This is a genomic window from Modestobacter roseus, assembly GCF_007994135.1.
Classification (GTDB): Bacteria; Actinomycetota; Actinomycetes; order Mycobacteriales; family Geodermatophilaceae; genus Modestobacter; species Modestobacter roseus.
This window is the reverse complement of record NZ_VLKF01000001.1, coordinates 3151097-3177824: the sequence shown is the minus strand read 5'-3', so window position 1 is coordinate 3177824 and position 26728 is coordinate 3151097. Positions and strand designations below refer to the sequence as shown.

Here is a 26728-nt window from a genome sequence, read left to right as displayed (position 1 = left end):
GGAGGAGACGTGAGCGAGACCGCAGGCTTCGACGCCGCATCGAGCCGGAGCACCAAGCACAGCCCGCGCCTGGACGAGGAGCTCGAGCACGAGGTGCAGGGGATGATGAAGGCCGAGCGGGCGACCCGCTCGGAGGAGTGGCGGGAGGTCGAGCCCGTCGGCGAGGACCAGCCCGACATCGACGCCGACCCGGCCGGCACGCTGACCGGTGGCGTTCCGCAGGGGACGACCGCGGACGCCGTGGTCGCCCGCGCCGAGCTCGCGCGCTGGCTGGACCGCGCCGACTTCCCGGCCACTGGCGGGGACCTGGTGGAGGCCGCCCGCGACCACCGGGCGCCCGACGCGGTGGCCGATGAGCTGGCCAAGCTCCCGGCCGGCGAGTCCTACGACCGGATCGGCGACGTCGTCCGGGCGCTGGGGTACCCCACCGAGACCTGAGCCCGACAGCTCCCCGACCGGCGTCGTCCCCTGGGGGGCGACGCCGGTCGTGCGTGCGGGCGTCCGTTCACTGCGGCGGGGCCTCGCTGTCGGACTCCTCCTCGGCGATCTCCTCCGCGCCCCGGCGGCGGAACAGCTTGGACCCGGGGAAGCCCTTCACCACCTGGCGCATGTCCTGGACCGTGTCCAGCAGCTGGTGCACGTCGGGCGCGACGTCGCCGAGGGTGACCAGCACCGGCAGCACGTCCTCGTCCAGGTGGGTTACCAGCGCGGGCAGCCGGTCGACCAGGTGGACCAGCGCCTGCACCTCGGACTCGTCCAGCTCCTCCGCGAGCCGGGTGACGACCGGCGCGAGCTCGCCCAGGGCCGGGCGGTAGGCGTCCAGCAGCGGGGCGAAGGCCGCGAGCAGCGCCTCGCTGCGGCGCAGCAGGCCATCGGCGTCGGCGGTCGTGCCGCCCACCGCCGTCACCAGCTCACCGGCCAGGTCGGTGGTGGTGCCGACCTTGGTGACGAGGTCACCGGCCCGGTCGGTGGTGGTGCTGACCTTGGTGACGAGTTCACCGGCCCGGTCGGTGGTGGTGCTGACCTTGGTGACGAGTTCACCGGCCCGGTCGGTGGTGGTGCTGACCTTGGTGACGAGGTCGCCGGCCCGGTCGGTGGTGGTGTCGACCTTGGTGACGAGCTCCCCGGCCCGGTCGGTGGTGGTGCTGACCTTGGTGACGAGCTCCCCGGCCCGGTCGGTGGTGGTGCTGACCTTGGTGACGAGCTCCCCGGCCCGGTCGGTGGTGCGGCCCACCGCTGCCACCAGCTCGCCGGCGGCGAGCTGCGTGGTCCGGACGGCGTCGATCGCCTGCTCGGCGCGCTGCCGGGTGCCGTCCACGGCGGTGATGGCGGCGTCGGCGCGCGACCGGGTGGCGTCGATGTGCACCATCGCTGCCTCGGCCCGCTCGACGGCCAGCTCGGCCCGGTCGACCAGGCCGCCGACCCGGACGAGCAGCTGCTCGGCCTGCCCGACCGCACCGACCGCCCGCGGCAGCAGGGCGAGCGCCTGGGTGATGCCCTCGCGCAGCCCGTCGACGGCGCCCAGCAGGTCGGATGGCCCGGGGATCGGCAGCTTCACGGCGTCCTCACCGGGGCGACGCTACTGAGGCATCCCGGCCCGCGCCGGTCGAACGGTGGGGACGACGCCACCGCGGCCGGGCCGACTCGGCCGGTACGCACCGCGCGTTCGGCGTGGAAGGAGCGCCGGGCACCCGTATCGTGGAACGGTCCGTGCTCGACCGGTCACCGGCCGGCGCGGGATCGAGCGAGCGGGCGGCCCGGACGCGGTGCCGCAGGACCAGACGATGGAGTGCCCAGACCGGTGGCGGACGACCCCAGGCGACGTGGCCTCGACGGTGACCGGTCACCGTCGGGGCCCGCTGCGCCGGGCCCGGCCGGGCCGGCGGCTCCCCTCACGGTCGACGAGCTGCTGGCCCGGACCGGCGCGGGAGCCGGCGTGCGCCGCCGGCGCGCGGAACGGCGGGAGGCCGCGGAGGGCACCGGGGCGACCCCTGTGGTGCGCGACCCGGGGACCGGCGGCGCCCCGGGCTCGCCGCCGCCGGGGCGGCCGAACGGTGCGCCTCGCCCGGCCCCTCCGCACCCGCCGTCCTGCCCACCGGCTGGCAGCCGGCCCTGCCGGTCGAGCCGGTGACCACCGGCGACCCCCGGCCGGCCACGTGGTTCCAGCCGGCTGCGCCCGCACCCCACCCGGCGCCCCCGTCGCGGCCGACGCCGCACGTGCGCCCTCCCGGTGCACCGAGCACGGGAGCCCAGCCGGCCCCGCGGCCTGCGGCGGGCGGTCGGCCCGGTGCACCGCCGCGGCCGTCCCCCGCCCCGCAGACGCCGGGCCCCGTCGGGCCCGCCCCTCCTCCGACGCCCAGCGGGTCCCGCCAGCGCCGCAGCGGCCGCCCCGCACGGCGCCGCCCGAGCCGGTGCCGCCGCGGTCCACGGCGCCTCCGCAGCCCGCCGCGCCGCCGCAGCCCGCCGCGCCGCCGCAGCTCGCCGAGCCGCCCCGGCCGGCGCAACGGCCCGTCGAGCAGCCCGGACGGCTACTACAGCCCCGGCCCGCCGTGGCGCCGGTGTCCCAGCAGCCGGCGTCCCAGCCGCCCGCGTCCCATCCGCCGGTGTCCCGGTCGGCGTCGGCCTCCGCGCCCGTCGTGCCCGCCCGTCCGCCGCTGCCCGCCCAGCCGTCCGTCCCGGTCCCCGGCGTGCGCCGCAGCCTCCCGGTGCCGCCGATCCCCGGCCGGGATGCCCCCGCCGCCCCGCCCCCGCCCGAGCCGCCCGCTCAGGTGCACCGCCGCGCGGCGCCGGCCGGGCCGGCACGACGTCGGCTCGGCCGGGCCGGCGTCGTCGCGGCCGCCCTGCTCGCCACCGTGCTGACCTTCTACGTGGGGCTGTACTTCTACGCCGACGTGAGCATGACGCGGGTCGACGCGCTCGCCACCGACGGCCCCGAGGTGCTCGCCCCCCAGCTGCAGGAGACGTCCCGCACCTACCTGGTCGTCGGCACCGACCTGCCCGGGCGCACGGGCCCGGCCGCGGTGAGCACGCTCGTGGCACACGTCGGTGGCGACGGCAGCTCGGCGGTGCTGGTCTCCGTGCCGCCCACCGCGCTCACCGACACGCCCACCTGTCTGGGCGCCGACGGCGAGGTCCGGGAGGCGGTCACCGAGTCCTTCGCCGCCGCGCTGCTGGACGGGGGGCCGGCCTGCCTGGTCCGGGCCGTGCAGCAGGTGTCGGGCCTGCGGATCGACCACTACCTGCAGGTGGACGCGGCGCGGCTGCCGGAGCTGGTCGACGCACTGGACGAGGTGACCGTGTGTCTGCCCGGGCCGACGACCGGCTCGGCCCTCCCGTTGCCGGCCGGTGCGCACGGGCTGACCGGCGACGAGGCCGGCGGGTACCTGAGTCCGGGAGGGGACGGGCACGACGTCACCGGCAATGCGACGGCGCAGCGCCAGGAGCGGGTGCTCGCCGCCACCCTGGGTACGGCCGCGGCCGGCGGCACGCTGGCCGACCCGATGACCCTGACCCGCTTCCTCACCCGCGCTGCCGATGCGCTGACCGTCGACGGCGACACCACGCTCGGCGACGTGCGCACCTTCGGCACCACCTTCGCCGACCTGGGCGCCGAGGCGGTCGAGCGCGCCGACCTGCCGGTGAGCCGGATCGGGTACGTCCCCGCGGGCAGCGACCAGGCGGCCGTCGTGGTCGACGCCGCCGCCACCAGGCAGCTCTTCGACGCGGTCATCGACACCGGCCGGCTGCCGGTGCCCGCGGACGCCGCCGCCGAGGACGTCGCGGGGGAGGGCGCACCGGCCGAGGGCGGGGCGGCCGGCGCTGCGCCGGCGGACGAGCTGCCGGTGCCCACCGAGACCGACCCGGTGCCGGCGGGGACGACCGTCAGCGTCGAACCGGCCGGCGTCACCGTCGACGTGCTCGACGCCACCGGCGGTCAGCGGACGGCGGAGGCCGTCGGCGCCCTGACCGCGCAGGGCTTCCGGGTCGGTGCGCAGGGGGCAGAGCCCGCCGCGGTCGCACGGACCGTCGTCCGGTACGGCCCGGCGTCGCTGGAGCCGGCCCGCACCGTGGCCGCCGCCGTCCCCGGTGCCGTCCTGGTCGAGAGCGACCTGGTGGGGGGCGCGGTGCAGCTGGTGATCGGCCCCGACTTCACCGGCGTCGTGCCGGTTGCCCTGGGCACCCCGGTCCCGTCGTCGGCCGCCCCCGCGCCGGTGCCGGAGGGCTCCGCCGACTGCGGCTGACCCCGCCACACGGGCGCCGTCGCATCGGCCGGCCCGCCGTTGTGCAGTGGTCGTCGGTCCTGGGGGCGGAGACCGACGTCCAGCGCACACTGGCGTGGGCGGCAGGCCCCGGACACGACACCGCCCCCGGACACCACACCGCCCCCGGCGCGGCGCCCGGGCGGGCGCGGCGCCGGGGGCGGCGACGGAGGTGGCCCTGCGATCAGCCGAAGCGGCCGGAGATGTAGTCCTCGGTCGCCTTCTGGTCCGGGTTGCTGAAGATCTTCTCGGTGGGGTTGAACTCGATGAGGCGCCCCGGCTGGCCGACGCCGTTGAGGTTGAAGAAGCCGGTGGTCTCGCTGACCCGGGCGGCCTGCTGCATGTTGTGCGTGACGATGACGATGGTGAAGCGCTCCTTCAGCTCCATCATCAGGTCCTCGACGGCCAGGGTGGAGATCGGGTCGAGCGCCGAGCACGGCTCGTCCATCAGCAGCACCTCGGGCTCGATGGCGATCGCGCGGGCGATGCAGAGCCGCTGCTGCTGGCCACCGGAGAGGCCGGAGCCGGGCCGGTCGAGGCGGTCCTTCACCTCGGCCCAGAGGTTGGCGCCCTTCAGCGAGCGCTCGACGAGGTCGTCCATGTCGGACTTCTTCATCTTCTTGCTGTTCAGCCGCACGCCGGCGACCACGTTGTCGTAGATCGACATGGTCGGGAACGGGTTGGGCCGCTGGAAGACCATGCCGATCTGCCGCCGGACGTCGACCGGGTCGACGTCACCGCCGTAGAGGTCCTGCCCCTCGATGACGACCTTGCCCTCCACGCGGGCGCCGGGAATCACCTCGTGCATGCGGTTGAGCGACCGCAGGAAGGTCGACTTGCCGCAGCCGGAGGGGCCGATCAGCGCGGTGATGCTGCGCGGCTCGATGGAGAGGTTGACGCCCTCGACGGCCTTGAAGTTGCCGTAGTAGATGTCGAGGTCGGAGACGTCGATGCGCTTGGCCACGGGGAGATCCTCCGGATCGGGTCGGTCAGCGACCGGTCTTGGGGGCGAAGAAGCGGCTGATCAGACGAGCGACCACGTTGAGGCCCATGACCAGCATGATGAGCACCAGGGCCGCTGTCCAGGCCCGGTCGATCGCGTTCTCCGGCGGTACGCCCGGCTGGGTGAGCTGGTAGTACGCGTACACCGGCAGGGTCGCCATCCGCCCGTCGAACGGGTCGAAGTTGGTGGCGTTGGTGATGCCCACGGTGATCAGCAGCGGTGCGGTCTCACCGATGACCCGGGCGATGGCCAGGGTGACGCCGGTGCCGAGACCGGCGATCGCGGTCGGGATGACCACCTTGACGATGGTCCGCCACTTGGAGACGCCGAGCGCGTAGGAGGCCTCGCGCAGCTCGTTCGGCACCAGCTTGAGCACCTCCTCGGCCGAGCGGACGACCACCGGGATCATCAGCACCGACAGTGCGATGGCACCCATGATGCCCAGTCGGACGCCGGGGCCGAAGATCAGCACGAAGAGCGCGTAGGCGAACAGGCCGGCGACGATCGAGGGGATGCCGGTCATGACGTCGACCAGGAAGGTGATGGACCGCTTGAGCCGGCCGGTGCCGTACTCGACCAGGTAGATGGCGGTCATCAGGCCGATCGGCACGGAGATCAGCGTCGTCAGCAGCGTGATGATCAGGGTGCCCATGATGGCGTGGTAGGCGCCGCCGCCCGGGCCGATGATGCCGACCAGGGAGGCGCCGAAGAACTCGCCGTCGAACCGCTCCGCCCCGCGGCGGACCACCTCGTAGACCAGCGAGACCAGCGGCACCATCGCGATCCCGAAGGCGCTGACCACCAGGCAGGTCACCAGGCGGTCGGTGGCCTTGCGCCGGCCCTCGGTGGCCCGGGAGAGGAGGTAGGTGCCCACCGTCCCCAACACGACCGTGTAGATGACGAACAGCACCACGTTGAAGCCGGTCAGCAGCCCGATCCCCAGGGACACGACCGCAGCGGCGCCGAACACCGCCCACGGCACCCACGGCGCCTGCTTCGCGTGACGGCCCAGCTCGGCCTGTTCCTGCGCCGGGCCGGCCGGCGCGGTGCTGGGCTGCTGCGTCGACGTGCTCATCAGTTGGCTCCGGAGAAGTCGGCCCGGCGGTTGACGACCCACCGGGCGAGCATGTTGACCAGGAGGGTGATCACGAACAGCGCCAGGCCACTGGCGATCAGGGTGTTCACGGCGAGGCCGGTGGACTCCGGGAACTGCAGCGCGATGTTCGCCGCGATCGTCTGCGGGTTGGCGCTGGAGATCAGTGCCCAGGTGATCCCGGCGGCGGAGCCGGACAGGATGATCGCGACCGCCATCGTCTCACCGAGCGCGCGGCCGAGGCCGAGCATCGCCCCGCCGATGATGCCGGACTTGCCGTAGGGGATGACGGCCATCTTGATCATCTCCCACCGGGTGGCGCCCAGCGCGAGGGCGGCCTCGGTGTGCAGGGTCGGCACCTGGCTGAACACCTCGCGGGAGATGGCGCTGATGATCGGCAGGATCATCACGGCGAGCACCAGCCCGATGGTGAGCATGGTGCGGCCGGTGGAGGAGACGGGGCCGGCGAAGAACGGGATGAACCCGAGGTTCTCCTCGAGCCAGCGGTAGAAGGGCACCAGTCGCGGCGCCAGCCAGGCGATGCCCCAGAAGCCGTAGACGATGCTCGGGATCGCGGCCAGCAGGTCGACCACGTAGCCCAGCCCGGCGGCCAGTCGGCGCGGGGCGAAGAACGTGATGAACAGTGCGATGGCCACCGCCAGCGGGGTGGCGACCAGCAGGGCGATCACCGCAGAGAGCAGCGTGCCGAAGACCAGCGGGCCGATGTAGGAGGCCAGGCCTGCGTCGCCGGGGAGCTCGTCCGGGGAGGCTGTCAGCGCCGGGACCGACTCGCTGATGAGGAAGACGGCGACCCCGGCCAGGATGACCAGGATCAGGATGCCGGCGCCCTTGGCGGTGCCGGCGAAGACGCGGTCACCCGGCCGGCGCTTGGGCTGCTGCCGGGTGGGTGGTGCGCTGGTGGTCGAGGTCACCGATCGCTCCGGGGGGCTCGTGGTGCTTGGTGCGGGGACGGGGGCAGTGGATCACGCGCCACGGCGGCCCGGGGTGTCCGAGGGGACACTCCGGGCCGCCGCACCGCGCTGTGGAACGGGCTCGATCAGCTGCCGGCGGTGATCGCGTCGACCGCGGTCTGCGCCTGCTCGCGCAGGGCGTCGGAGATCGGCGCGCTGCCGGCGGCCTCGGCCGCCGCCTGCTGGCCGTCCTCGCTGATCACGTAGCCGATGAAGTCCTTGACCAGGTCGGCGGTCTCCTGCTCGTCGTACTCGATGCAGCCGACGTGGTAGCTGACCAGCACGATCGGGTAGTTGCCCGACTCGGTCGTGTCGCGGGCGAGCTCGATGGCGAAGTCGTACTCGCCGCGGCCCTCCAGCGTCTCGGAGTTCTCGACGACGGCGGCCGCGGCCTCGGCGGACGGCGCGACGAACTCCTCGCCGACACCGATGCTGGCCACGCCGAGGTCGCCGGCCTGGCTCAGGTCCGCGTAGCCGATGGCGCCGTTGCCGGCCCCGACGGCGCTGACCACGCCGGAGGTGCCCTGGGCGGCCTCGCCGCCGGAGACCGGCCAGTCACCGCTGGCCTCGTGCGGCCACGCGTCGCCGGCGGCGGCGACCAGGTACTCGGTGAAGTTCTCCGTGGTGCCCGACTCGTCGGACCGGTTCACCGGGGTGATGGCCAGGTCCGGGAGGGTGGCGTCCGGGTTCGCCTCGGCGATCGCCGGGTCGTTCCAGTTGGTGATCTGCTGGTTGAAGATGCCGGCGAGGACCTCCGGGGGGAGGTTCAGCTCGTCGACGCCCTCGAGGTTGAAGACGACCGCGATCGGCGAGATGTAGTTCGGCAGCTCGAAGATGCCGGAGGCGCCGCAGCGCTCCTCGGCCAGCGCGAGCTCCTCCTCGTCCAGGGCGGCGTCCGACCCGGCGAAGTCCGTGCCGCCGGCGAGGAACTGCTCGCGGCCACCGCCGGAGCCGACCGGGTCGTAGTTGACCGTCACGTCGGGCTGGACGCTGGAGTAACCGGCGGTCCAGCCCTGCATGGCGGCCTGCTGGCTGCTGGCGCCGGCGCCGACCAGGGTGCCGCTGAGCTGCTCGGCGGAGGAGTCGCCGCCACCGGAGGTGGACGCGGAGCTCTCCTCGTTGGAGGCGCCACAGGCGGCGAGGGCGAGGGTGGCGGCGAGCCCCGCGGACAGGGCCGCAGCGCGCGTCGTCGTGCTGAGCTTCAACTCAGTGCCTTTCGCTGGTGTGCCCGGACGTCGGAGCCGGGCAGCGGGAACCGAACGACGACGACGCTAAGCAGGCCAGGTGGACGGATCCGGGTGCGTCGGTGAACGCGCGATGAACGACCGACGGAGCTTGAGTGCCCGGTGTGCGGACGTTGTCCGTCCAATGGGTGAACGAGCTCGTTTCGCGGTGGCCGTTATCCCTTCGTTACGGTAATGCGTGGCGTGGCTCACTCTCCGGGGTGCCGGCGCCGTGCGGCCGTCAGGAAGGGGTGGAGTCCCGCCGCCAGGCGACGTCCACGGCGTGCCGGACGAACCCGCTGCGCTCGTACAGGTGCACCGCCGGGGTGTTGTCCTCCTCGACGTAGAGCAGCACCGTGTCCAGTCCCTGGCGGCGCAGGTGGGCGAGGCCGAGGTCGGTCAGGGCGCGGCCCAGCCGCATGCCCTGCGCGTCGGGGTCGATGCCCAGCACGTAGACCTCGCCCACCGGGTCCGGCCCCTCGTCCCCGGCCGGGTGCACCTTCGTCCAGTGCGAGCCGAGCAGCCGGCCGCCGTCATCGGGGTCGCCCTGCCAGGCCAGGAAGAAGCCGGCCGGGTCGAACCACGGCTCGGCCTCGCGCAGGGCGACGTCCTCGGTGGTCCAGCGGCCCTGCTCGGGGTGGGTGGCGAACGCGCGGGCGTTCACGCGCAGCCAGGCGGACTCGTCGGCGCCCGGGCGGAAGGTGCGCACCGTGACCCCCGGCGGGAGCGCCGGCCGCGGATCGGGGTCGACGTCGGTCAGCGGGCGGCGCATCTGCAGCAGCACCCGGGCGCGTCCGTAGCCACGGCGTGCGGCCAGCTCGGCCGACCCCGGCCGCTCGCCGTGCGCCCACACGCGCAGGGGGCGGCCCCCGGCGAGCGTCTCCAGGTGGGCCAGCAGCGCGCTGCCGACACCGCGCCGCCGTGCGGGCGGCGCGACCACCAGCTCGGCCTCGGCCTCCGGCGCGGCCGGGTCGGCCTCCAGCCGGGCGTAGCCGAGCAGGGTGCCGTCAGCCGCCCGGGCGACGACGTCCCGGCCGCCGGCGGGGCCGCCGTGCTGCAGCCGCAGCTCGCCCTCCTCCGACACCGGCCGGACGCCGTCGGTGCCCAGGGCGGCTGCCAGCAGCGCCCGGACCTCGGCGACGGCCTCCGGGGGGAGCCGGTCGGCGTCGGTGATCTGGAGCGGGGCGGGCACGCCGCTCAGGCGACCGGCGAGCCGGCGTCGGTGGCGGTGGGGGAGGTGCTCGCCGCGGCGGTGGCGTCGGCGACCTGCTGGTCGAGCTTGTAGCCGACGTTGCGCACGGTGCCGATCAGCGCCTCGTGCTCGGTGCCGAGCTTGGCCCGCAGCCGGCGCACGTGGACGTCGACGGTGCGGGTGCCGCCGAAGTAGTCGTAGCCCCAGATCTCCTGCAGCAGCTGGGCCCGGGAGAACACCCGGCCCGGGTGCTGGGCGAGGTACTTGAGGAGCTCGAACTCCTTGTAGGTCAGGTCGAGCGGCCGCCCGCGGAGCTTGGCCGAGTAGCTGTGCTCGTCGATGACCAGCTCGCCGGCCTTGGTCACCCCGCCGTCGCCGCCGTCGACCGGGGTGGCCGCGGCCAGCCGGCGGGCGGTGGCCCACTTGAGCCGGGCGTCGACCTCGGCGGGGCCGGCGGTGTCGAGCACCACGTCGTCGACGCCCCAGTCGGCCGAGAGCGCGACCAGGCCGCCCTCGGAGAGGACGGCGACCAGCGAGGCCGCTACGCCGGTGGAGGCCAGCAGCGAGCAGAGCGTGCGGGCGGAGACCAGGTCGTGCCGCGCGTCGACCAGGACGACGTCGCCGGCGTCGCCGTCGAGCAGGCTGGAGAGCTCGGGGGCCACGATGCGGACCTGGTGGGCGAGCAGGCCGAGGGCCGGGAGCACCTCGGTGGTCGCCTGCCGGGCCGAGGTCATGAGCACGAGTCGCATGGGGGTCTCCTCAGCGTGCTGCCATCTGGCGGGCCGTCGACGGCGATGTCGAGGTGAGCAGGCAGGATAGCGGACGTGCGCTCCCGGTCCACCCTGCCGAGCGGCGGCGCGCGGCTGCGGGTGCGCACCGCCGACGGCGTGCAGCTCTCCGGCTTCACCGCACCCGCCCGGCCGGAGGCCGGCGCGGCCGGGCCGACGTTCGTGCTGGCGCACGGGTTCGCCGGCTCGGTCGACGCGGAGCCGTTCCGCCGGCTGGTCGGGTGGCTGCGCGCGTTCGGCGACGTGCGCGCCGTCGACTTCCGCGGGCACGGCCGCTCGGCCGGGGCCAGCACGGTGGGCGGCGACCCCGAGGTGCTCGACCTCGACGCCGCGGTCCGCGCCGCCCGGGAGGCGGGCGCCGGGCGGGTCGTGACCGTGGGCTTCTCGATGGGTGGTGGAGTGGCGTTGCGCCAGGCGGCGCTGGGCGCGCACCGCCCGGACGCCGTGGTCAGCGTCAGCGCGGTCAGCCGTTGGTACGTCCGGGACACCCCGCCCATGCGGCGGGTGCACTGGCTGCTGGAGACCACCCCGGGCCGGCGGCTGGTCGCGCCGTTGCTCGGGCTGCGCCTCGGTGCGCCGTGGGCCGAGCTGCCGCTCGCGCCGGCGCGGGTGGCCGCGGCGATCGCGCCCGTGCCGTTGCTGCTGGTGCACGGCGACCGGGACGAGTACTTCCCGCTGGAGCACTTCCGCAGCCTTGCGCAGGCGGCGGGCCCCGCCGCCACGGTCTGGGTGGAGCCGGGCATGGGGCACGCGGAGAACGGCGTGACGGCCCCGCTCGCCGGGCGGATCGGCCGCTGGGCGGTCGCGGCCGGCGCCGACACGTCCGACCGGGGTGTCCCGACGGTGACGGCGCACTCTGCGACGATCGACCGGTGACCTCCGCCGCGCCCGACGCCCTGCCGTCGCCGCAGCTGTCGTCGGCGCGCCACCACCTGCCCGCCGCCGGCGCCGTGATCGCGGTGGCCGCGTTGCTGACCGGGCTCCCGGCGCTGTTCGACGACGCCGGCCGGGTGGCTGCCGTCGCGGTGCTGCAGCTGGCGCTCGTCGGCGGCTGGGTGGTGGCCACCGGCCTCCGCGGGGCGGTCGGTTCGGCCGTGCTCGGGGTGCTGGCCGCCGCCGGGGCCGACGTCGCACTGCTGCTGCCCGAGCGCCCGGAGCTCGACGGGCTGCTGGTCGTCCTCGGGCTGGGCTTCCTCGCCGCGGTCGTCCACCAGATGACCCGCCGCGCGCCGCGGGAGTACCTGGTGGCGTCGCTGGCCGGGGTGCTGCTGCTGCTCTCCTCGGTGTGCGCCCTGGCGGTGCAGCTGGGCGTCGCCCGGGTCGACGACGGCCCGCAAGCGGCCGCCACCGGGGTGCTCGTGGTGGGCGCGGCGCTCGTGGTCGGCCACCTGGTCGACCTCCTGCTGCCCCGCCCGCAACTGGCCGCCGGCGTGCCTCGCGGGCTGGTCGGGTTGGTGCTCGCGGTGTTCGCCGGGGTCGCCGTCGCCCTGCTGGCCGACGGCGGGGGGGCGTTGGTGGAGCAGCTCTGGGCGGCGCTCTACGGGGCGACGCTCGCCGGTGTGGCCGCGCTGACCGCGGTGGGCGCCTCCTACGTCGTGGTCGAGCGGGCGGAGCCCAGCTGGGCGCTCCCGGTCGTGCAGGCCGTGCTCCCCTTCGCCGCCGCGGCGCCGTTCGGGTACGCGCTGACCCTCTACGCGACGGGCTGAGCGGGGTGCGCAAGCTGCTCGTCGTCCTCCTCGTCCTGGCGGTCCTGCTCGTCGTGGCCGACCGGGTGGCGGTGCTCGTGGCCGAGGACCAGGTGGCCGGCCAGCTCGTCGAGCAGGGTGGGCTCGCCGGGGAGCCGGAGGTGGACATCGCCGGTTTCCCGTTCCTGACCCAGGTGATCGGCGGCCGGTACGACGAGGTGCGCGTGCAGGCCACCGCCGAGGAGCTCGGGCAGCCGGCCGGCACCACGGCCGACGTCACGCTGCACGGTGTCCACCTGCCGCTGTCCGACGTGGTCTCCGGCTCGGTGCAGGAGGTCCCGGTCGAGCGGGTCGACGGCGCGGCGACGCTCTCCTACGAGCTGCTCAGCCAGCAGCTGGGCGGGGACAGCGTGCTCCAGCGGTCGGGCGACGGCCTGCAGATCACCCGCACGGTCGACGTGCTCGGCACGGCGGTGCCGCTGAGCGCCACCGGCACGGTCACCCTCGACGGGCGGGACCTGGTGGTCGACGTGGACGACGCCACGGCCGCCGGCGTCGACCTCCCGGCGTTCGTCGTCGGCCGCGCCGCCGACCTGCTGGACTTCCGGTACACCGTGCCGGAGCTGCCCTTCGGGCTGGTGCTCACCGGCGTGGACCCGCGCGACGACGGGGTGCGGGTGCGGGCCGAGGCGACCGACACCGTCCTCGGCGGCTGACCGGCGCGACGGAATGCCCCCGGCGCGGGGCGGCGTTGCCCCGGAGGTGACCGACCCCGTGCCGACCCGCGCCGTCCTGGCCGAGCTCGGTGCGCGCTGGGAGGAGGTCGACCTCACCGTGGTCCAGTTCTCCACCGCCTTCTGCGGGCCCTGCCGCGCCACCCGCGCGCGGTTGCGTCAGCTCGAGGCCACCCGGCCGGGCCTGCGGCACCTGCACGTCGACGCGGAGAGCCACCTGGCGGCGGTCCGGGCGCTGGGGGTCCGGGTGACCCCGACGCTCATCGCGCTGGACCGGACCGGGGCGGTCGTGGCGCGGTTCTCCGGGGCGCCCCGGCCGCAGGAGCTGACCGCCCTGGTCGACGCGCACGCACCTGCTGTCCGCTGATCGGTTAGGCTCGGCGGCCGTGGGCATCCTGCTGACCTCGCGACGCACAGTCGACCTGTGCCGCGTCGGCAGCTGCCTCTGTCCGGCCTGCTGAGGAACCACCTCCCTCCGGCCACCCCGCCGTCCCCTCCCGCCCGAGCCCGTGTGCCGGCGGTCGAGTGGGTACCGGCCCCGCGAACGCACCGCAGATCGCGCACCATCCACCTACCGATGGAGGAACACGACCCATGAGCCGTAGCGACGTGCTCGTCACCGCCGACTGGGCCCAGGAGCACCTCGGCGACCCCGGCATCGTCTTCGTCGAGGTCGACGAGGACACCAGCGCTTACGACAAGGGCCACCTCGAGGGCGCTGTCAAGCTGGACTGGAAGACCGACCTGCAGGACACCGACTCCCGCGACTTCGTCGACCGCGAGGGCTTCAGTGCCCTGCTGTCGGCCAAGGGCATCAGCAACGACGACACCGTCGTGCTGTACGGCGGCAACAACAACTGGTTCGCCGCCTACGCCTACTGGTACTTCAAGGTCTACGGCCACCGCGACGTCAAGCTGATCGACGGCGGCCGCAAGAAGTGGGAGCTGGACAGCCGCCCGCTGTCCACCGACACCGTGCAGCGCCCGGCCACCCAGTACGCCGCCGCCGAGCCGGACACCTCGATCCGCGCGTTCCGCGACGAGGTCGTGGCCGCGATCGACACGCAGAACCTGGTCGACGTCCGCTCGCCCGACGAGTTCTCCGGCAAGCTCACCGCCCCGGCGCACCTGCCGCAGGAGGGCGCCCAGCGCCCCGGCCACGTCCCCAGTGCGATCAACGTGCCGTGGAGCAAGGCCGCCAACGAGGACGGCACCTTCAAGAGCGACGACGAGCTGCGGGCGCTCTACGCCGACGCCGGCCTGGACAGCGGCAAGGACACCATCGCCTACTGCCGCATCGGCGAGCGCTCGAGCCACACCTGGTTCGTGCTGCGGGAGCTGCTCGGCCAGGAGAACGTCAAGAACTACGACGGCTCCTGGACCGAGTACGGCTCGCTGGTCGGCGTCCCGATCGCGAAGGGCGCCTGACGTGTGCGGCGCCCCGAAGCAGGGCGGGGCCCTGGCCGGGATCGACCTGACCACCCAGACGGTGATCCAGGGCTCGGTCTGGCACGACGGCTCCCCGGTGGCCGGCGCCTACGTGCGCCTGCTCGACGCCACGGACGAGTTCACCGCCGAGGTGGTGACCAGCCCCGAGGGTGAGTTCCGGTTCTTCGCGGCGCCGGGCACGTGGACCCTGCGCACCCTGGCCCCCGTGGGGCGCGCGGAGCGGAAGGTCGACGCCGAGGTGGGCCTCAACGAGACCACCCTCGCCATCTCCTGACGCGCGATCACCCAGCGCCCGTCCCGGCCCCGGCCGGGGCGGGCGCTGTCGTGTGCGGCCCAGGACCCTGGTCAGGTCTCCGGCAGACCGATGAGCCCGGCGAGGTCCCGCATCGCCTCGTCGAAGAACGCATCGGCGTCGGTGACGGCGCCGGTGAAGTGGCCGAAGAGCTCGAAGCTGATCGCGCCGAACACGCTGCTCCAGGTCAGCAGCCCGCGGGCCCGCACCGCGTCGTCCAGCGCCGGGTGCTCCCCGCCCAGCACCGGCGTCACGGCCGGGCTCACCGGACCGGGCGACCGGCCGGCCGACGGGGGCAGCAGGCCGGCCTGGGCGGCGTCGCCGAGGATGCCGCCCAGGACGGCGGCGACCCGCATCGCCGGCCGGACCGTGTCCTCGGGCGCCCGGTACCCGGGCACGGGTGAGCCGTAGAGCAGGGCGTACTCGTGCGGGTGGCGCAGCGCCCACCGGCGGACCGCGCGGCAGACCCCCAGCCACCGGGTCATCGGCGACGCCGTCGGGTCGTCGGCCTGTTCGGCGGCCGCGCCCAGGGCGTCGTACCCCTCGACGATCAGCCGGGTGAGCAGCTCGTCGCGGCTCGGGAAGTAGCGGTAGACGGCCGAGGACGCCATGCCCAGCTCCCGGGCCACGGCGCGCAGCGACAGGCCGGCGGCACCGACGGTGGCCAGCTGGGCCCGCGCGAGATCGGTGATCTCGGCGGTCAGCTCGGCGCGGGCGCGGTCCCGGGCGGTCGGCATCCGCCCAGTGTGCGCGACGAGAGCACTGCACGCAAAGGAGAGCACTGCTCTTGACAAGCGGGCGGACGGCGAGGACGGTCACGACATGACCGAGAGCACCGCTCTCGGATGTCGATCGGAGGACGTCATGGGGCGACACGTGGTGCTGGGCAAGGGCCCGGTCGGGACGGCGACCGCGCAGCTGCTGGCCGAGCGCGGGCACGAGGTGGTCGTGCTCTCCCGCAGCGGCGGGGTGAGCACGGACGCCGTGGCGCACCGGGCCGTGGACGCCGCCGACGCCGGAGCGCTCACCACCGCGGTCGGCGCGGCCGACGTGCTGTACAACGCCATCAACCCGCCGAGGTACGACCGCTGGACCCGCGACTGGCCGCCGATCGCGGCCGCAGTGCTCAGCGCGGCCGAGCGCACCGGCCTGCTGGTGGTGATGGGCAGTCTCTACGGGTACGGCCGTCCCGACGGTCCGATCACCGCCGGCAGCCCGCTGGCGGCCACCGACGTCAAGGGGCGGCTCAAGGCGCGGATGTGGAGCGACGCGCTCGCCGCCCGGGCCGCCGGGCGGGTGCGGGTCACCGAGGCGCGGGCCTCGGACTTCGTCGGACCGACCGTCCCGGCTCCGCAGTCGCACGTCGTCCGGCAGCTGGCCACGCTGCGTGCCGGCCGGCGCGCCTGGGTGATCGGGGACCCCGACGCCCGGCACAGCTGGACCTACCTCCCCGACGTCGCGGCGACCCTGGTCGCCCTCGGTGCCGACCCGCAGGCGGAGGGGCGGGCCTGGTTGGTGCCCAGCGGCGCACCGCGCAGCCAGCGGGAGGTGCTCACCGACCTCGCCGCCGCGATGGGCAGCCGACCGGCGCGGGTGAGCGGCATCCCCTGGCCGGTGCTGCGCGCGCTCGGGGTCGTGGACTCCCAGATGCGCGAGCTCGTCGCCATCCGGCACCAGTGGGACGCCGACTTCGTGATGGACGGCAGCGAGACCACCGCCGTCCTCGGCCTGCGGGCCACGCCGTGGGAGGACGTGGTGCGGGCGACCGCTCAGGCCGGCACGACGGCCGGCAACCGCGCGTCCGCGCCCAGCACGGGCCGGCCGGCGGCGTAGGCCCCGGGCCGGTGCCTACCCGGCGCGGTCAGCGCATCCCGCTCGCCGTCGTCTCCCCGCCCGTGCCGACCCGTACGTCGGCGGGGAGCACGCGGCGGTCGAGCCCGGTGTGCCCCGCGCGGACGAGCGCGACCCGTTCCTGGGGCCGGCGGGGCGGCGCACTACCGTGACGGCATGGGTCTGTTCTCCGCCTGGTTCCTGGTCGCGTGCACCGCGCTGACCGCTGCCGGCTGCGCGGTGTCCGCGTGGCGGCTGACGCGCCGCGAGCGTCCGGAGCGCGCCCGATGACCGCCGCCACCCCGCCCGGCCTGCCCGAGCAGCCGGCCGCCGGGCCGACCGAGCTGCCGGTGCCCGACACCGTCGACGTCCGCGAGGGCCCGGAGGTCGCCCACGAGCTGCTGTCGCTGCTCCCGCTGCTGGGGGAGTGGCACGGCGAGGGCCAGGCGGCCGGAGCCGAGGGCGACCACCGCTTCGGCCAGTGGATGCGCTTCGCCCACGACGGCCGGGGCTTCCTCTTCTACGAGTCGCGCACCTGGCGGATCGGGGTCGACGGCGAGGTCGCCGGCGCCGACCAGCGGGAGTCCGGCTTCTGGCGCCCGCGCGGTGAGGAGGAGGTCGAGCTGCTGGTCGCCTCCCCGGCCGGCCTCGTCGAGATCTACGCCGGCACGGCCCGGACCACGACGAGCTGGGAGCTGGTCAGCGACGTGCTGGCCCGCACCCCGGACCACCCCGACACCAGCCGCGCCACCCGGCTCTACGGCATCGTCGACGGCGCGCTGATGTACGCCATCGACCGGGCCGCCGGTGACCAGCCGCTGCGGCCCACCATGTCCGCCCGCCTGGAGAGGATCCGCTGACCGTGACCAGCCCCGCCCCCCGCACACCGCGGCAGGTCGCCGACGCCTACGTCGAGGCGATCTCCGACCTCGACCCGCTCGTGGCGACCGGCCTGGGCACCCGGCCCGGCGACGACCGGCTGCCCGACACCAGTCCGGCCGGCGCCGAGGCGGAGGCGGAGCTGCTCCGCCGGACGCTGACCGAGCTCGACCGGGTGCTGGCCGAGGACCCGGCGCTGGCCGACGACCCGGTGGAGCGCCGGTGCGCCCGGCTGCTGCGCGAGCGGCTGACCGCCGCGCTGGACCTGCACGAGGCGGGCGAGCACCTCCGCTCGGTGTCCAACCTGTTCTCCCCGGTGCACGCCATCCGGCAGGTCTTCTCGCTCATGCCCACGCAGAGCACCGAGGACTGGGCCGTGCTGGGCCGTCGGCTGGCCCGGGTGCCGGAGGCCTACCGCGGGTACTGCGCCTCGCTGTCGGCGGGGGCGGCCCAGGGGCTGTTCGCCGCACCGCGGCAGGTGCACACCGTCGTCGGCCAGCTCGACGAGTGGCTGACCGGGCCCTACTTCGCCGGCCTGGTCGCCGCGGGGCCGGACGAGTTGCGCGGTGACCTGGACGCCGCGGCGCAGGCCGCGGACGCCGCGGTCGCCGAGGTCCGCGACTTCCTCCGCGACCAGTACGCGCCGCGGGCCGAGGGCACCCCGGACGCCGTGGGCCGGGAGCGCTACGTCCGCTTCGCCCGGTCCTGGAACGGCAGCGACCTCGGCGTCGACCGTGGACTCGAGGAGGCCTACGCCTGGGGCTGGGCCGAGCACCAGCGGATCCTCGCCGAGCAGCGCACCCTCGCCGAGCTCGTGCTGCCGGGCAGCACGCCGATGGAGGCGATGCGCTGGCTCAACGAGCACGGCGAGGCGGTCGAGGGCGTCGAGCCCGTCCGGCAGCGGCTGCAGTCGATGATGGACGAGGCGGTGGACGCCCTGGACGGCGTGCACTTCGACATCGCCGAGCCGGTGCGCCGGGTCGAGGCGATGATCGCTCCGCCCGGCAGTGCGGCCGCGCCGTACTACACCCGGCCCACGCAGGACTTCTCCCGCCCGGGCCGCACCTGGCTCCCGACCATGGGCAAGGACCGCTTCCCGCTGTGGGACCTGGTCTCCACCTGGTACCACGAGGGCGTTCCCGGCCACCACCTGCAGCTGGCCCAGTGGGCCTACGTCTCCGGCGAGCTGTCGACCTACCAGACGTCGCTGGGCATGGTCAGCGCCAACGCGGAGGGCTGGGCGCTCTACGCCGAGCGGCTGATGGACGAGCTCGGTTTCCTGGGCGACGCCGGCGCCCGGCTGGGCTATCTGGACGCGCAGCAGATGCGCGCCGTCCGCGTGGTGATCGACATCGGCATGCACCTGGAGCTGCCGATCCCGGACGACGCGGAGGGTGCGGTCGCCGACCACCGCGGCCGGCCGTGGACCCCGGAGCTGGCCCGCGCGTTCTTCGGGGAGAACTGCGGCCGCGACCCGGAGTTCCTGGACAGCGAGCTGGTCCGTTACCTGGGCATGCCGGGGCAGGCGATCAGCTACAAGCTGGGGGAGCGGGCCTGGCTCGCCGGCCGCGCGGCCGCCCAGCAGGCCCGCGGCGCCGACTTCGACCTCAAGGCCTGGCACATGGCCGCCCTCGCCCAGGGCAGCCTGGGCCTGGACGACCTCGAGGCCGAGCTCGCCCAGCTGTGAGGCCTCCTTCCAGGGGCCCGCGCTGAGCGTGCGAAGGGTGGGGAGGAAGGGGGTCCTTCTTCAGTCGGGGGCGTCGGCGGGAACGGGGTTGACCTCGTCGGCGTCCCAGGTCGTGCGGTCGGTCGCGGCTGCCGGCGCGGTCTCCAGCTCCGCCAGCTCCAGCAGCTCGGCGATGCAGGCCGCGCTGCCCCCGACGTAGGTGGTCACCAGGTCGATGTCGGTGGCCACGCACCAGGCCCGGTCGGCGGGCCACCACAGGTTGGCGCTCTGCTCGTAGGGCTCGGCGGCGAAGTTCTCCGCGGCCAGCGTGATCGGCCCGTTGACCAGCCAGTACTCCCGCTCGGGCAGGGTCAGGGTCGGGTGGTCGGTGAGCACGGCGCCGCCCAGCGCGACGCCGAACCAGCAGACGTCAGGCGTGCGCGTCCAGCGGGTGAGCACCTCGACGAGCCGCTCGGCGACCGGCACCGGCAGGTGCCCGCGCGCGGGTGCACCGTGCCACAGCGGCGCCTGGTCGTCGTTCTCGAAGTAGTCCATCGCCCCGGTGACCGAGCCCCACTGCATCAGCGGGTGGGCGGCGGTGCCGTTGGCGGCGGCGACGGAGGACCAGGGGACCTCGACGTCGTCGTCCCCGACGTAGCGGACGGCGGGGTGGAACACCCGGGCCAGCGCCGGGAACGTGCCGGGGACCAGCTTCCCGACGGTGTCCGGGCGGGCGCCGCGGGCTGCGTCGGCGAGCCACTGGCCCGCGGTGGTGTCCAGCGCGACCGCGCGCCCGGCGAACTGCACGGCGTCGAGTCTCCCAGGGAACGGACAACCCCCGGGCTGTTCCGCGGCGCTGGACCCGCCGGAGCGGGGAGCTGCACGCGGGCCGACTGGACAACGGTCGGCGGCCCGGGGGTCGGGTGACTGTCCGGTTCTCGCTCGCCGCCGTACGACGGACGGGCGGGATTGCCGTCGTTCAGTTCCTGCCGGTCTCCAGCAGCACCTGAACGGGCGGCCCATCTGGACGGCGGCTAGCGGACAGCCACCTCACGAGTCCTGAACGTATGCAACTTCTGGACCACCTCCTCTCTCGTGTACCTGAGACGGTACGACGGCTGCCGGGAGGTCGGCAACGACATTCGTTCAGCTGTCGGCGGACGGACCGGCGGTGCGCCCGGGCGGCGTCCTGCCCTCCCAGTCCGGGTCGTGGCGGGCCTTGTCGTCGACCGTGTGGACCTGCTGCCCGTCCTCGGTCTGGTAGACGTCGGGCACGCCGTCCGCGTTGACGTCCGCGCTCTCGATGACGGCGATCTGCCGGTACCGGCGGTCGCGCGACTTCAGCAGGATCGACGCCAGCAGCGCGGCGGTGAGGGTGCCGACCAGTACGCCGACCTTCACGTGCTCGTCGCGCAGCGAGCCCTCGCCGTACGCCAGTGCGCCGATGAGCAGGGACACGGTGAACCCGATCCCGGCCAGCATCGCCAGGCCGATGACGTCGGGCCAGCCCAGCGACTCGTCGAGCTCGGCGCGGGTGAAGCGGGACACCAGCCAGGTGGCGCCGGTGATGCCGATCGTCTTGCCGGCCACCAGGCCGACCACGATGCCGATGGCCACCGGGTCGGACAGCGACTCGACCAGCCCGGACAACCCGCCGATGGTGACGCCGGCGGCGAAGAAGGCGAACACCGGGACGGCGAAGCCGGCGGAGATGGGCCGGATGCGGTGCTCGAAGTGCTCGGCCAGGCCCGGCCCGGCGTCCGGTCCACCGGCTGCCTGGCTGCGCACCACGGGCACGGTGAAGGCCAGCAGCACGCCGGCGACGGTGGCGTGCACCCCGGACTCGTGCACCAGGACCCAGGTGATGACGGCGAGCGGGACGAGCAGCCACCAGGAGCGGATCCGCTTCTGCACCAGGAAGCCGAACACGGCCAGCGGGATCAGCGCCAGCAGGAGCGGTGTCATCGCCAGGCTGGAGGTGTAGAAGACCGCGATGACCGTGATGGCCAGCAGGTCGTCGACCACCGCGAGGGTGAGCAGGAAGGTGCGCAGCGCGGTCGGCAGGTGGGTGCTGATCACCGCGAGGACGGCGAGGGCGAAGGCGATGTCGGTGGCCGTCGGGATGGCCCAGCCGCGCAGCGCGCCGTCACCGGTGCCGAGGTTCACCAGGACGAACAGCAGGGCGGGGACGACCATGCCGCCGACCGCCGCGGCGACCGGGAGGGCCGCCCGCCGGGGGTCGCGCAGGTCGCCGGCGACGAACTCGCGCTTCAGCTCCAGCCCGACGACGAAGAAGAAGATCGCCAGCAGCCCGTCGGCCGCCCAGGTGCCCAGCGTGAGGTCCAGGTGCAGCGACTCGGGCCCCACCCGGGTGTCACGCAGCGACTCGTAGGCCTCCGACCACGGCGAGTTGGCCCAGACCAGGGCGATGACCGTGCCCACCAGCAACAGGGCCCCGCCGATGGTCTCCTTGCGGAGGATCGCGGCGATGCGCGTGGCCTCCGGGTACGACCCCCGGCTGAACAGGCGGGTGGGTGTGCTCACGAGGCGGCTCCGTTGTGCGGGGTCGGGAATGGACTTGCCGACCAGACTTCCCGGCGCACCTCCCGGCCACACTACCGGCGACGAGGGTCACCCGCTGGACGACGGTCAGCCGGCGAGCAGCTCCCGCACGCGCGGGGTGAGCCCCGCGTCCCCGCGCTGGGCGCCGTCGAGCCGGACGACGGCCGTCGCCCCCCGGATCCCGGACAGCAGCCACACCGCGTCGGCGGCGTGCAGGTCGGCGACCGTGCCGGGGGTGACCGCGGTCGGCCAGCCGTCGGCCTCGGCGGCGGCGAACAGCCGCGCCTGGGTGGTGCCGGCGAGGATGCCGGTCTCCGGCGGCGGGGTGTGCAGCCGCCCGCCGGCGGCCCAGACCACGGTCGACGTCGGGCCCTCCAGCAGCTGCCCCTCCAGGGAGGTGAAGACGACGTCGTCGGCGCCGCGCCGGTGGGCCTCGCGCAGCGCGGCCATGTTGACCGCGTAGGAGAGCGTCTTGGCCCCGCCGAGCAGCCACGGCGACGCCGCCCGCACGTCGGCGGCCAGGCCCAGCGTCAGCGTCACCACCGCCACGCCCTGCGCCCGCTGGCGGAGGGTCTCGGCCGGCACCGGGGCCAGCAGGGCCAGCAGCGTCGGCGGGGTGCCGTCGCCGAGCCCGCGGGTGAGGAAGACCCGGCAGGCGCCGTCGACCTCGCCCGGCCAGTCCGCGACGAGCGCGCCGACCACCGCGCGGACCGCGTCGTCGCCGGGGTGGGCGAGCTCCATCAGCGCGGCCGACCGGCGCAGCCGGGTCAGGTGCCCGGCCAGCTGTGGGGTCGAGCCGCCGGTGACCAGCACCGACTCGAAGCAGCCGTCACCGCGCCCCAGTCCCAGGTCCAGCGCCGTCACCACCGGCTCGGTGGGGTCGACCACCCGGGCCCCACCGTCGGTCCAGACCGCCACGCGCGCGCTCGTCACGGCTCCACCCTGCCGTACGGCGGTCCTAGGCTGGGCGGCGTGTCCGAGGAGCCCAGTCCGTCCGAGGGACCCAGTCCGTCCGAGGGACCCAGCACCGCACCGCTGGCCGAGCAGCTGCGGTCCCGGGGGCTGCGGCTGACCACCCAGCGCCAGCGGGTGCTCGCCGCCGTCACCGCGCTCTCGCACGGCACCCCCGAGGACATCAGCTCCCGGCTGCGCGCCGAGGCCGGTCCGGACGGCGCCGCGCCGGACACCTCCACGGTCTACCGGACCCTGGAGCTGCTGGAGCAGCTCGGCCTGGTCTGGCACACCCACCTGGGCAAGGGCGCTCCGATCTACCACGCGGGCCAGCAGCACCGGCACGTCCACGTGGTCTGCCAGACCTGCGGGGAGATCAGCTCGGTCGACCCCGCGGTGCTCGACGGCGCCGCGGAACGTCTGGGGGCCGAGTTGGGTTTCACCCTGGACGTGGGCCACGTGGCCCTGTCGGGCACCTGCCGGGCCTGTGCCGACACGATCCGGACGGAGCACCCATGACCACCCCCTCCCCGTTGCTGTCCCGGCCGGGCGCCGTCGCGCTCGCCCTCCCCGAGGGCGGCACCGGCACGGTCGCCGCCCACTACGGCGAGCCGCTGCCCGAGCAGCGCCGCCTGGCCGAGGGCGCCGGGCTGGTCGACCGCAGCGACCGCGACGTGCTCACCGTGACCGGCGCCGACCGGTTGTCCTGGCTGCACGACCTCAGCTCCCAGCACCTGCGGGAGCTGGCCGACGGCGCCGGCACCGAGGCGCTGTTCCTCGGCCCCAACGGGCACGTGGAGCACCACGCCGTCCTCGCCGAGCTGGCGGGCACGACCTGGGCCGACGTCGAGCCGGAGGCGGGCGCCGAGCTGGCCGGGTGGCTGCAGAAGATGCGGTTCATGCTCCGCGTGGACCCGGCGCTGGTCACCGACGCCTGGGCGCTGCTGAGCCTGGTGGGGCCGCGCGCCGAGGACGTGCTGACCGCGGCCGGCTGGCCGGTGCCGGGCGTGGTGGGCACCGTCGTCGCCCTGCCCGACGGCGGGTGGGCCCGCCGGTCGGCCGCGATCGGCGACGGGACCGCGGCGGTGGTCGACCTGCTCGTGCCGCGCGCCGAGCTGGCCGCCCGCGCCGATGCGTTGTTCGCCGCCGGCGCCGTCCCGGCGGGGTTCGAGGCGTTCGAGGCGCTTCGGGTGGAGGCCCGGCGCCCGCGGGCCGGCGTCGACACCGACCACCGCACCATCCCCAACGAGCTGCCCTGGCTGCGCACCGCGGTGCACCTGGACAAGGGGTGCTACCGCGGTCAGGAGACGGTCGCCCGGGTGCACAACCTGGGCCGCCCGCCGCGTCGGCTGGTGCTGCTGCACCTCGATGGCATGAGCGAGACGCTCCCCGCCCCCGGGACCGCGGTCACCTCCGGCAGTCGCGAGGTCGGCCGGGTCGGCACCGTGGTCCGCCACCACGAGCTCGGGGTCATCGCCCTGGCCCTGGTCAAGCAGTCCGTGGCCCCGGACGCGGCGCTGCACGTCGGTGAGGCCGTCGCCGGCATCGACCCCGACGACGCCCCGCAGGAGGTCGACGCCGACGTGGCGGCGGCCCGCAACCGGGTCAAGGCCGTGCGGTCTGCGACGATGCGGGGGTGAGTGCTGCCGGCGGGGTCGAGGGGACGCTGATCACCCTCGCCCCCACCGGAGCCGAGTCGGCGAAGGCCGACGTGCCGGCGCTGCCGGTCACGGTCGAGGAGGTCGTCGCCACCGCCCGGGACTGCCAGGCGCTGGGCGCCGGCGTCCTGCACCTGCACGTGCGCGGCACCGACACCCGCCCCACGCTCGACCTGCCCCGCGTGCGCGAGGTGGTCGCCGCGGTGTGCGAGGCCACCGACCTGGTGGTGCAGCTGTCCACCGGCGGGGCGGTCACCGACCCCGCGGACGCGCGGCTCGCCGTCCTGGACGCGGAGCCGGACGCCGCCTCGCTGTCACTGGGCACGGTGAACTTCGGCCGCGGCGTCTTCTACAACCCGTGGGACCTGATCGTCGAGCTGCACACGCAGATGCAGCAGCGCGGCGTCGTCCCCGAGTACGAGGTGTTCGACCTCGGGCAGCTGGCCACCCTGACCCGCCTGCTCGACCGGTACGGCCCGCCGCACGGTGGCCACGTGCACGTCGACCTGGTGATGGGCGTCCCCGGCGGCATGCCCGGGACGACGGCGGCGCTGGCCGCCTGCCTGCCCGCGCTGCCGCCCGGCGCGACCTTCGCCGCCACCGGCGTGGGGCGCACCTCGCTGCCGGTGATGCTGGCCGCGCTGTCGGCCGGCGGGCACCTGCGCGTGGGCATGGAGGACACCCTCACCTACGCACCGGGTGAGCCGGTGCGTGACAACGCCCAGCTGGTGGCGCGTGCGGCCGGGCTCGCCCGGATCGCCCAGCGTCCACCGCTGTCCACGGGGCAGGCCCGGCAGCTGCTGGGCATCGCACCCCCGTCCCCCCGAACCGGTCCGTCCCACACCCCCGCGGAGGTCTCCTCGTGACCAGCCCGACCGCTGCCGGCGGCGCCGCCGTCGACGCGCTGCTCGACCCGTCCTTCCTCGACGGCGTGGAGCACCTGCCGATGGCCGAGGTCCGCGCGCTGCGCCAGCAGGCCGAGCAGGCCGAGGTCAACCTCTCCTACACGCGCCGCCTGCTGCAGGGCCGGCTGGACATCGTCCGCCGCGAGCTGCAGCGCCGCGCGGAGCACGACGGCCGCTCGCTGGTCGACCTGCTGCCGGAGATCCTGGCCGAGAAGGGCCGTGGGCCCGCGCACGGCCTGGGCCGGCACCAGACGGTGCAGCCGACCGCCCCCGAGCAGCACGAGCACTGGGTGAACGGGCTGGCCCCCGGGGTCGACCTCTCCGACGTCCCGGCGCTGCCGGACGACCACCTCGAGCGCGCGGCGCGAGCCCTGGGTGAGGGCGAGCGCAGCCTGTCCGAGCGCCGGCGCGGGGTGCAGCAGGTCATGGACGCGCTCGCCGGGGAGCTGGGCCGGCGGTACCGGGACGGGCTGGCCGACGTCGCCCAGCTGCTCGCCGACGAGTCGCGGCACCGCGCGTGATGAAGGACCCCCGTGCTCCCCAGGCCTCGCAGGCTCGGCCCGGGCCCCTGCACGGGGGCCAGCAGAGCGCGTGGCCGGACTCCCCGGTGCTGGTCGAGGTGTGGCGCTCGGGCTTCCTCGAGTCGGTGCACCGGGGCTCGCTGGTCGTGCTGGACGCCGCTGGCGCCCCGCTGCTGGAGGTGGGCGACGTCCGCCGCCCGGTGCTGCCCCGCTCGGCGAACAAGCCGGTGCAGGCGACGGCGCTGCTGGCGGCCGGCTGGCGGCCCCGGAACGACCGGGAGCTGGCCCTGGGTGCCGCCTCGCACAACGGCGAGGACGAGCACCGGGAGCTCGCCGCCCAGGTGCTGGCGGTGGCCGGTCTCGGGCCGGACGACCTGGGCTGCCCGCCCGCGCTGCCCCAGCACGAGGGCACCCGGGCGCAGTGGCTGGTGGCCGGCCGGTCGCCGGACCGGCTGGCGATGAACTGCTCGGGCAAGCACGCGGCGATGCTGTCCGCCTGCGTGGCGGCCGGCTGGCCGACCCAGGGCTACCTGGAGCGGGAGCACCCGCTGCAGCAGGCGATCGAGGCGCGTCTCGGCGAGGCCTCCGGTGAGCCGGTCAGCGCCGTCGTCGTCGACGGCTGCGGCGCCCCGCAGCACGCCCTGTCACTGACCGGGCTGGCGCGCGGGGTGCTGTCGCTGGTGGAGGCCGACCCCGGCACGCCGGAGCGCCTGGTCGCCGACGCGATGCGCGCCCACCCCTGGCTGGTCGCCGGCACCGGCCGCGACGACACCGAGCTGATGCAGGGGGTGCCCGGACTCCTGGTGAAGGGCGGTGCCGACGGCGTGCACGTCGCCGCCCTGCCCGGCGCGGGTGCGGTGGCCCTCAAGCTCGACGACGGCGGTGACCGCGGGCGGCTGCCGGCGCTGACCGCCGGTCTGCTGCGGCTGGGGCTGCCGGCCCAGTCGCTGTCCCGCTGGCTGCTCACGCCGGTGAGCGGAGGCGACGGCGTCGTCGGCCAGGTGCGGGCGGCGGCATCGCTCGCCTGACGACCGACAGGTGCTAGCACTGCGCTTGCAAGAGCTAGC

General features: G+C 75.2%; 27 protein-coding genes. 16 read left to right on the top strand and 11 right to left on the bottom strand.

Annotation, left to right across the window (positions count from 1 at the left end; translation table 11 throughout):
• Nucleotides 1–9 precede the first annotated feature (9 nt).
• Nucleotides 10–438: a DUF2795 domain-containing protein gene (locus tag JD78_RS15135; RefSeq protein WP_153358629.1), complete on the top strand. Its 429-nt coding sequence runs from the start codon at nucleotides 10–12 to the stop codon at nucleotides 436–438.
• Between the two features lie 67 nt (nucleotides 439–505).
• Here the strand turns inward: JD78_RS15135 and JD78_RS15130 are convergent, their stop codons facing one another.
• Nucleotides 506–1558 (bottom strand): hypothetical protein, encoded by a 1053-nt coding sequence (locus tag JD78_RS15130; RefSeq protein WP_166521216.1) that lies wholly within the window; start codon nucleotides 1556–1558, stop codon nucleotides 506–508.
• Between the two features lie 1129 nt (nucleotides 1559–2687).
• Here JD78_RS15130 and JD78_RS22335 point away from each other — a divergent pair.
• Complete coding sequence (locus tag JD78_RS22335; protein ID WP_243731054.1) at nucleotides 2688–4241, top strand: LCP family protein; 1554 nt, start codon at nucleotides 2688–2690, stop codon at nucleotides 4239–4241.
• A gap of 202 nt (nucleotides 4242–4443) precedes the next feature.
• On the opposite strand, the gene pstB is transcribed toward JD78_RS22335, so the two are convergent.
• From pstB to JD78_RS15095, 6 genes are all read right to left on the bottom strand, one after another.
• Nucleotides 4444–5223 carry a phosphate ABC transporter ATP-binding protein PstB gene (pstB, locus tag JD78_RS15120; protein ID WP_153358631.1) on the bottom strand — a complete coding sequence of 260 codons (780 nt, stop codon included), beginning with the start codon at nucleotides 5221–5223 and terminating at the stop codon, nucleotides 4444–4446.
• 25 nt (nucleotides 5224–5248) lie between these two features.
• Complete coding sequence (pstA, locus tag JD78_RS15115) at nucleotides 5249–6337, bottom strand: phosphate ABC transporter permease PstA (RefSeq protein WP_153358632.1); 1089 nt, start codon at nucleotides 6335–6337, stop codon at nucleotides 5249–5251.
• Entirely contained in the window at nucleotides 6337–7287 is a 951-nt protein-coding gene (pstC, locus tag JD78_RS15110) for a phosphate ABC transporter permease subunit PstC (protein WP_153358634.1), read from the bottom strand. Before pstC ends, pstA begins: the two co-directional genes overlap by 1 nt.
• 125 nt (nucleotides 7288–7412) lie before the next feature.
• Complete coding sequence (pstS, locus tag JD78_RS15105; RefSeq protein WP_153358636.1) at nucleotides 7413–8531, bottom strand: phosphate ABC transporter substrate-binding protein PstS; 1119 nt, start codon at nucleotides 8529–8531, stop codon at nucleotides 7413–7415.
• Nucleotides 8532–8790: 259 nt separating this feature from the next.
• Entirely contained in the window at nucleotides 8791–9741 is a 951-nt protein-coding gene (mshD, locus tag JD78_RS15100; protein ID WP_153358639.1) for a mycothiol synthase, read from the bottom strand.
• Nucleotides 9742–9746: 5 nt separating this feature from the next.
• Nucleotides 9747–10490 carry a winged helix-turn-helix transcriptional regulator gene (locus tag JD78_RS15095; RefSeq protein ID WP_153358641.1) on the bottom strand — a complete coding sequence of 248 codons (744 nt, stop codon included), beginning with the start codon at nucleotides 10488–10490 and terminating at the stop codon, nucleotides 9747–9749.
• A 75-nt stretch (nucleotides 10491–10565) separates the two neighbouring features.
• Between JD78_RS15095 and JD78_RS15090 the strand changes: the two genes are divergently transcribed.
• The 6 genes from JD78_RS15090 to JD78_RS15065 all read left to right on the top strand — a co-directional run bounded on the left by JD78_RS15090 (nucleotide 10566) and on the right by JD78_RS15065 (nucleotide 14671).
• The gene (locus tag JD78_RS15090) at nucleotides 10566–11405 is read left to right on the top strand and encodes an alpha/beta hydrolase (protein ID WP_208104109.1); all 840 of its coding nucleotides are present in this window, start codon (nucleotides 10566–10568) and stop codon (nucleotides 11403–11405) included.
• Nucleotides 11402–12235, top strand: a complete 834-nt coding sequence (locus tag JD78_RS15085) for a hypothetical protein (protein ID WP_166521214.1) — start codon at nucleotides 11402–11404, stop codon at nucleotides 12233–12235. The genes JD78_RS15090 and JD78_RS15085 overlap by 4 nt, the downstream gene beginning before the upstream one ends.
• Before the next feature lie 5 nt (nucleotides 12236–12240).
• Nucleotides 12241–12930, top strand: a complete 690-nt coding sequence (locus tag JD78_RS15080) for an LmeA family phospholipid-binding protein (RefSeq protein WP_153358645.1) — start codon at nucleotides 12241–12243, stop codon at nucleotides 12928–12930.
• Nucleotides 12931–12976: 46 nt separating this feature from the next.
• Complete coding sequence (locus JD78_RS15075; protein WP_228395027.1) at nucleotides 12977–13315, top strand: thioredoxin family protein; 339 nt, start codon at nucleotides 12977–12979, stop codon at nucleotides 13313–13315.
• A 227-nt stretch (nucleotides 13316–13542) separates the two neighbouring features.
• Complete coding sequence (locus JD78_RS15070; protein WP_153358649.1) at nucleotides 13543–14376, top strand: sulfurtransferase; 834 nt, start codon at nucleotides 13543–13545, stop codon at nucleotides 14374–14376.
• Nucleotide 14377: 1 nt separating this feature from the next.
• A complete protein-coding gene (locus JD78_RS15065; RefSeq protein ID WP_153358651.1) occupies nucleotides 14378–14671 on the top strand; it encodes a DUF1416 domain-containing protein in 294 nt (97 codons plus the stop codon).
• A gap of 71 nt (nucleotides 14672–14742) precedes the next feature.
• On the opposite strand, the gene JD78_RS15060 is transcribed toward JD78_RS15065, so the two are convergent.
• Nucleotides 14743–15426: a TetR/AcrR family transcriptional regulator gene (locus JD78_RS15060; protein ID WP_153358654.1), complete on the bottom strand. Its 684-nt coding sequence runs from the start codon at nucleotides 15424–15426 to the stop codon at nucleotides 14743–14745.
• Nucleotides 15427–15511: 85 nt separating this feature from the next.
• Here JD78_RS15060 and JD78_RS15055 point away from each other — a divergent pair, with 85 nt between their 5' ends.
• The 3 genes from JD78_RS15055 (at nucleotide 15512) to JD78_RS15045 (ending at nucleotide 19085) form a co-directional block, all read left to right on the top strand.
• Entirely contained in the window at nucleotides 15512–16522 is a 1011-nt protein-coding gene (locus tag JD78_RS15055; RefSeq protein WP_228395028.1) for an NAD-dependent epimerase/dehydratase family protein, read from the top strand.
• Between the two features lie 284 nt (nucleotides 16523–16806).
• Nucleotides 16807–17379 carry a heme-binding beta-barrel domain-containing protein gene (locus JD78_RS15050; RefSeq protein ID WP_153358655.1) on the top strand — a complete coding sequence of 191 codons (573 nt, stop codon included), beginning with the start codon at nucleotides 16807–16809 and terminating at the stop codon, nucleotides 17377–17379.
• A 2-nt stretch (nucleotides 17380–17381) separates the two neighbouring features.
• The gene (locus JD78_RS15045; protein WP_208104108.1) at nucleotides 17382–19085 is read left to right on the top strand and encodes a DUF885 domain-containing protein; all 1704 of its coding nucleotides are present in this window, start codon (nucleotides 17382–17384) and stop codon (nucleotides 19083–19085) included.
• 60 nt (nucleotides 19086–19145) lie between these two features.
• Here the strand turns inward: JD78_RS15045 and JD78_RS15040 are convergent, their stop codons facing one another.
• The 3 genes from JD78_RS15040 to JD78_RS15030 all read right to left on the bottom strand — a co-directional run bounded on the left by JD78_RS15040 (nucleotide 19146) and on the right by JD78_RS15030 (nucleotide 22559).
• Nucleotides 19146–19871, bottom strand: a complete 726-nt coding sequence (locus tag JD78_RS15040; RefSeq protein WP_153358657.1) for a hypothetical protein — start codon at nucleotides 19869–19871, stop codon at nucleotides 19146–19148.
• A gap of 339 nt (nucleotides 19872–20210) precedes the next feature.
• On the bottom strand, nucleotides 20211–21608 hold the full coding sequence (nhaA, locus tag JD78_RS15035) for a Na+/H+ antiporter NhaA (protein ID WP_153358659.1): 1398 nt from the start codon (nucleotides 21606–21608) through the stop codon (nucleotides 20211–20213).
• Between the two features lie 105 nt (nucleotides 21609–21713).
• Nucleotides 21714–22559 carry an aminotransferase class IV gene (locus tag JD78_RS15030; RefSeq protein WP_153358662.1) on the bottom strand — a complete coding sequence of 282 codons (846 nt, stop codon included), beginning with the start codon at nucleotides 22557–22559 and terminating at the stop codon, nucleotides 21714–21716.
• A 39-nt stretch (nucleotides 22560–22598) separates the two neighbouring features.
• On the opposite strand from JD78_RS15030, the gene JD78_RS15025 reads away from it, so the two are divergent.
• The 5 genes from JD78_RS15025 to JD78_RS15005 all read left to right on the top strand — a co-directional run bounded on the left by JD78_RS15025 (nucleotide 22599) and on the right by JD78_RS15005 (nucleotide 26689).
• Entirely contained in the window at nucleotides 22599–23096 is a 498-nt protein-coding gene (locus JD78_RS15025) for a Fur family transcriptional regulator (protein WP_153358664.1), read from the top strand.
• The gene (gene ygfZ / locus JD78_RS15020) at nucleotides 23093–24217 is read left to right on the top strand and encodes a CAF17-like 4Fe-4S cluster assembly/insertion protein YgfZ (protein ID WP_153358666.1); all 1125 of its coding nucleotides are present in this window, start codon (nucleotides 23093–23095) and stop codon (nucleotides 24215–24217) included. The genes JD78_RS15025 and ygfZ overlap by 4 nt, the downstream gene beginning before the upstream one ends.
• Complete coding sequence (locus JD78_RS15015) at nucleotides 24214–25101, top strand: beta-keto acid cleavage family enzyme (protein WP_166521213.1); 888 nt, start codon at nucleotides 24214–24216, stop codon at nucleotides 25099–25101. Before ygfZ ends, JD78_RS15015 begins: the two co-directional genes overlap by 4 nt.
• Nucleotides 25098–25661: an RsiG family protein gene (locus tag JD78_RS15010; protein ID WP_153358668.1), complete on the top strand. Its 564-nt coding sequence runs from the start codon at nucleotides 25098–25100 to the stop codon at nucleotides 25659–25661. The genes JD78_RS15015 and JD78_RS15010 overlap by 4 nt, the downstream gene beginning before the upstream one ends.
• Nucleotides 25662–25747: 86 nt before the next feature.
• Nucleotides 25748–26689 (top strand): asparaginase, encoded by a 942-nt coding sequence (locus tag JD78_RS15005; RefSeq protein WP_228395031.1) that lies wholly within the window; start codon nucleotides 25748–25750, stop codon nucleotides 26687–26689.
• Nucleotides 26690–26728: the final 39 nt, after the last annotated feature.

Bases quoted from the DNA above. Each gene is read 5' to 3' on its own strand.
- pstA (WP_153358632.1), bottom strand. From the start codon at position 6,337: ATGAGCACGTCGACGCAGCAGCCCAGCACCGCGCCGGCCGGCCCGGCG.
- JD78_RS15095 (WP_153358641.1), bottom strand. From the start codon at position 10,490: ATGCGACTCGTGCTCATGACCTCGGCCCGGCAGGCGACCACCGAGGTG.
- JD78_RS15070 (WP_153358649.1), top strand. From the start codon at position 13,543: ATGAGCCGTAGCGACGTGCTCGTCACCGCCGACTGGGCCCAGGAGCAC.
- JD78_RS15060 (WP_153358654.1), bottom strand. From the start codon at position 15,426: ATGCCGACCGCCCGGGACCGCGCCCGCGCCGAGCTGACCGCCGAGATC.
- JD78_RS15055 (WP_228395028.1), top strand. From the start codon at position 15,512: ATGACCGAGAGCACCGCTCTCGGATGTCGATCGGAGGACGTCATGGGG.
- JD78_RS15050 (WP_153358655.1), top strand. From the start codon at position 16,807: ATGACCGCCGCCACCCCGCCCGGCCTGCCCGAGCAGCCGGCCGCCGGG.
- ygfZ (WP_153358666.1), top strand. From the start codon at position 23,093: ATGACCACCCCCTCCCCGTTGCTGTCCCGGCCGGGCGCCGTCGCGCTC.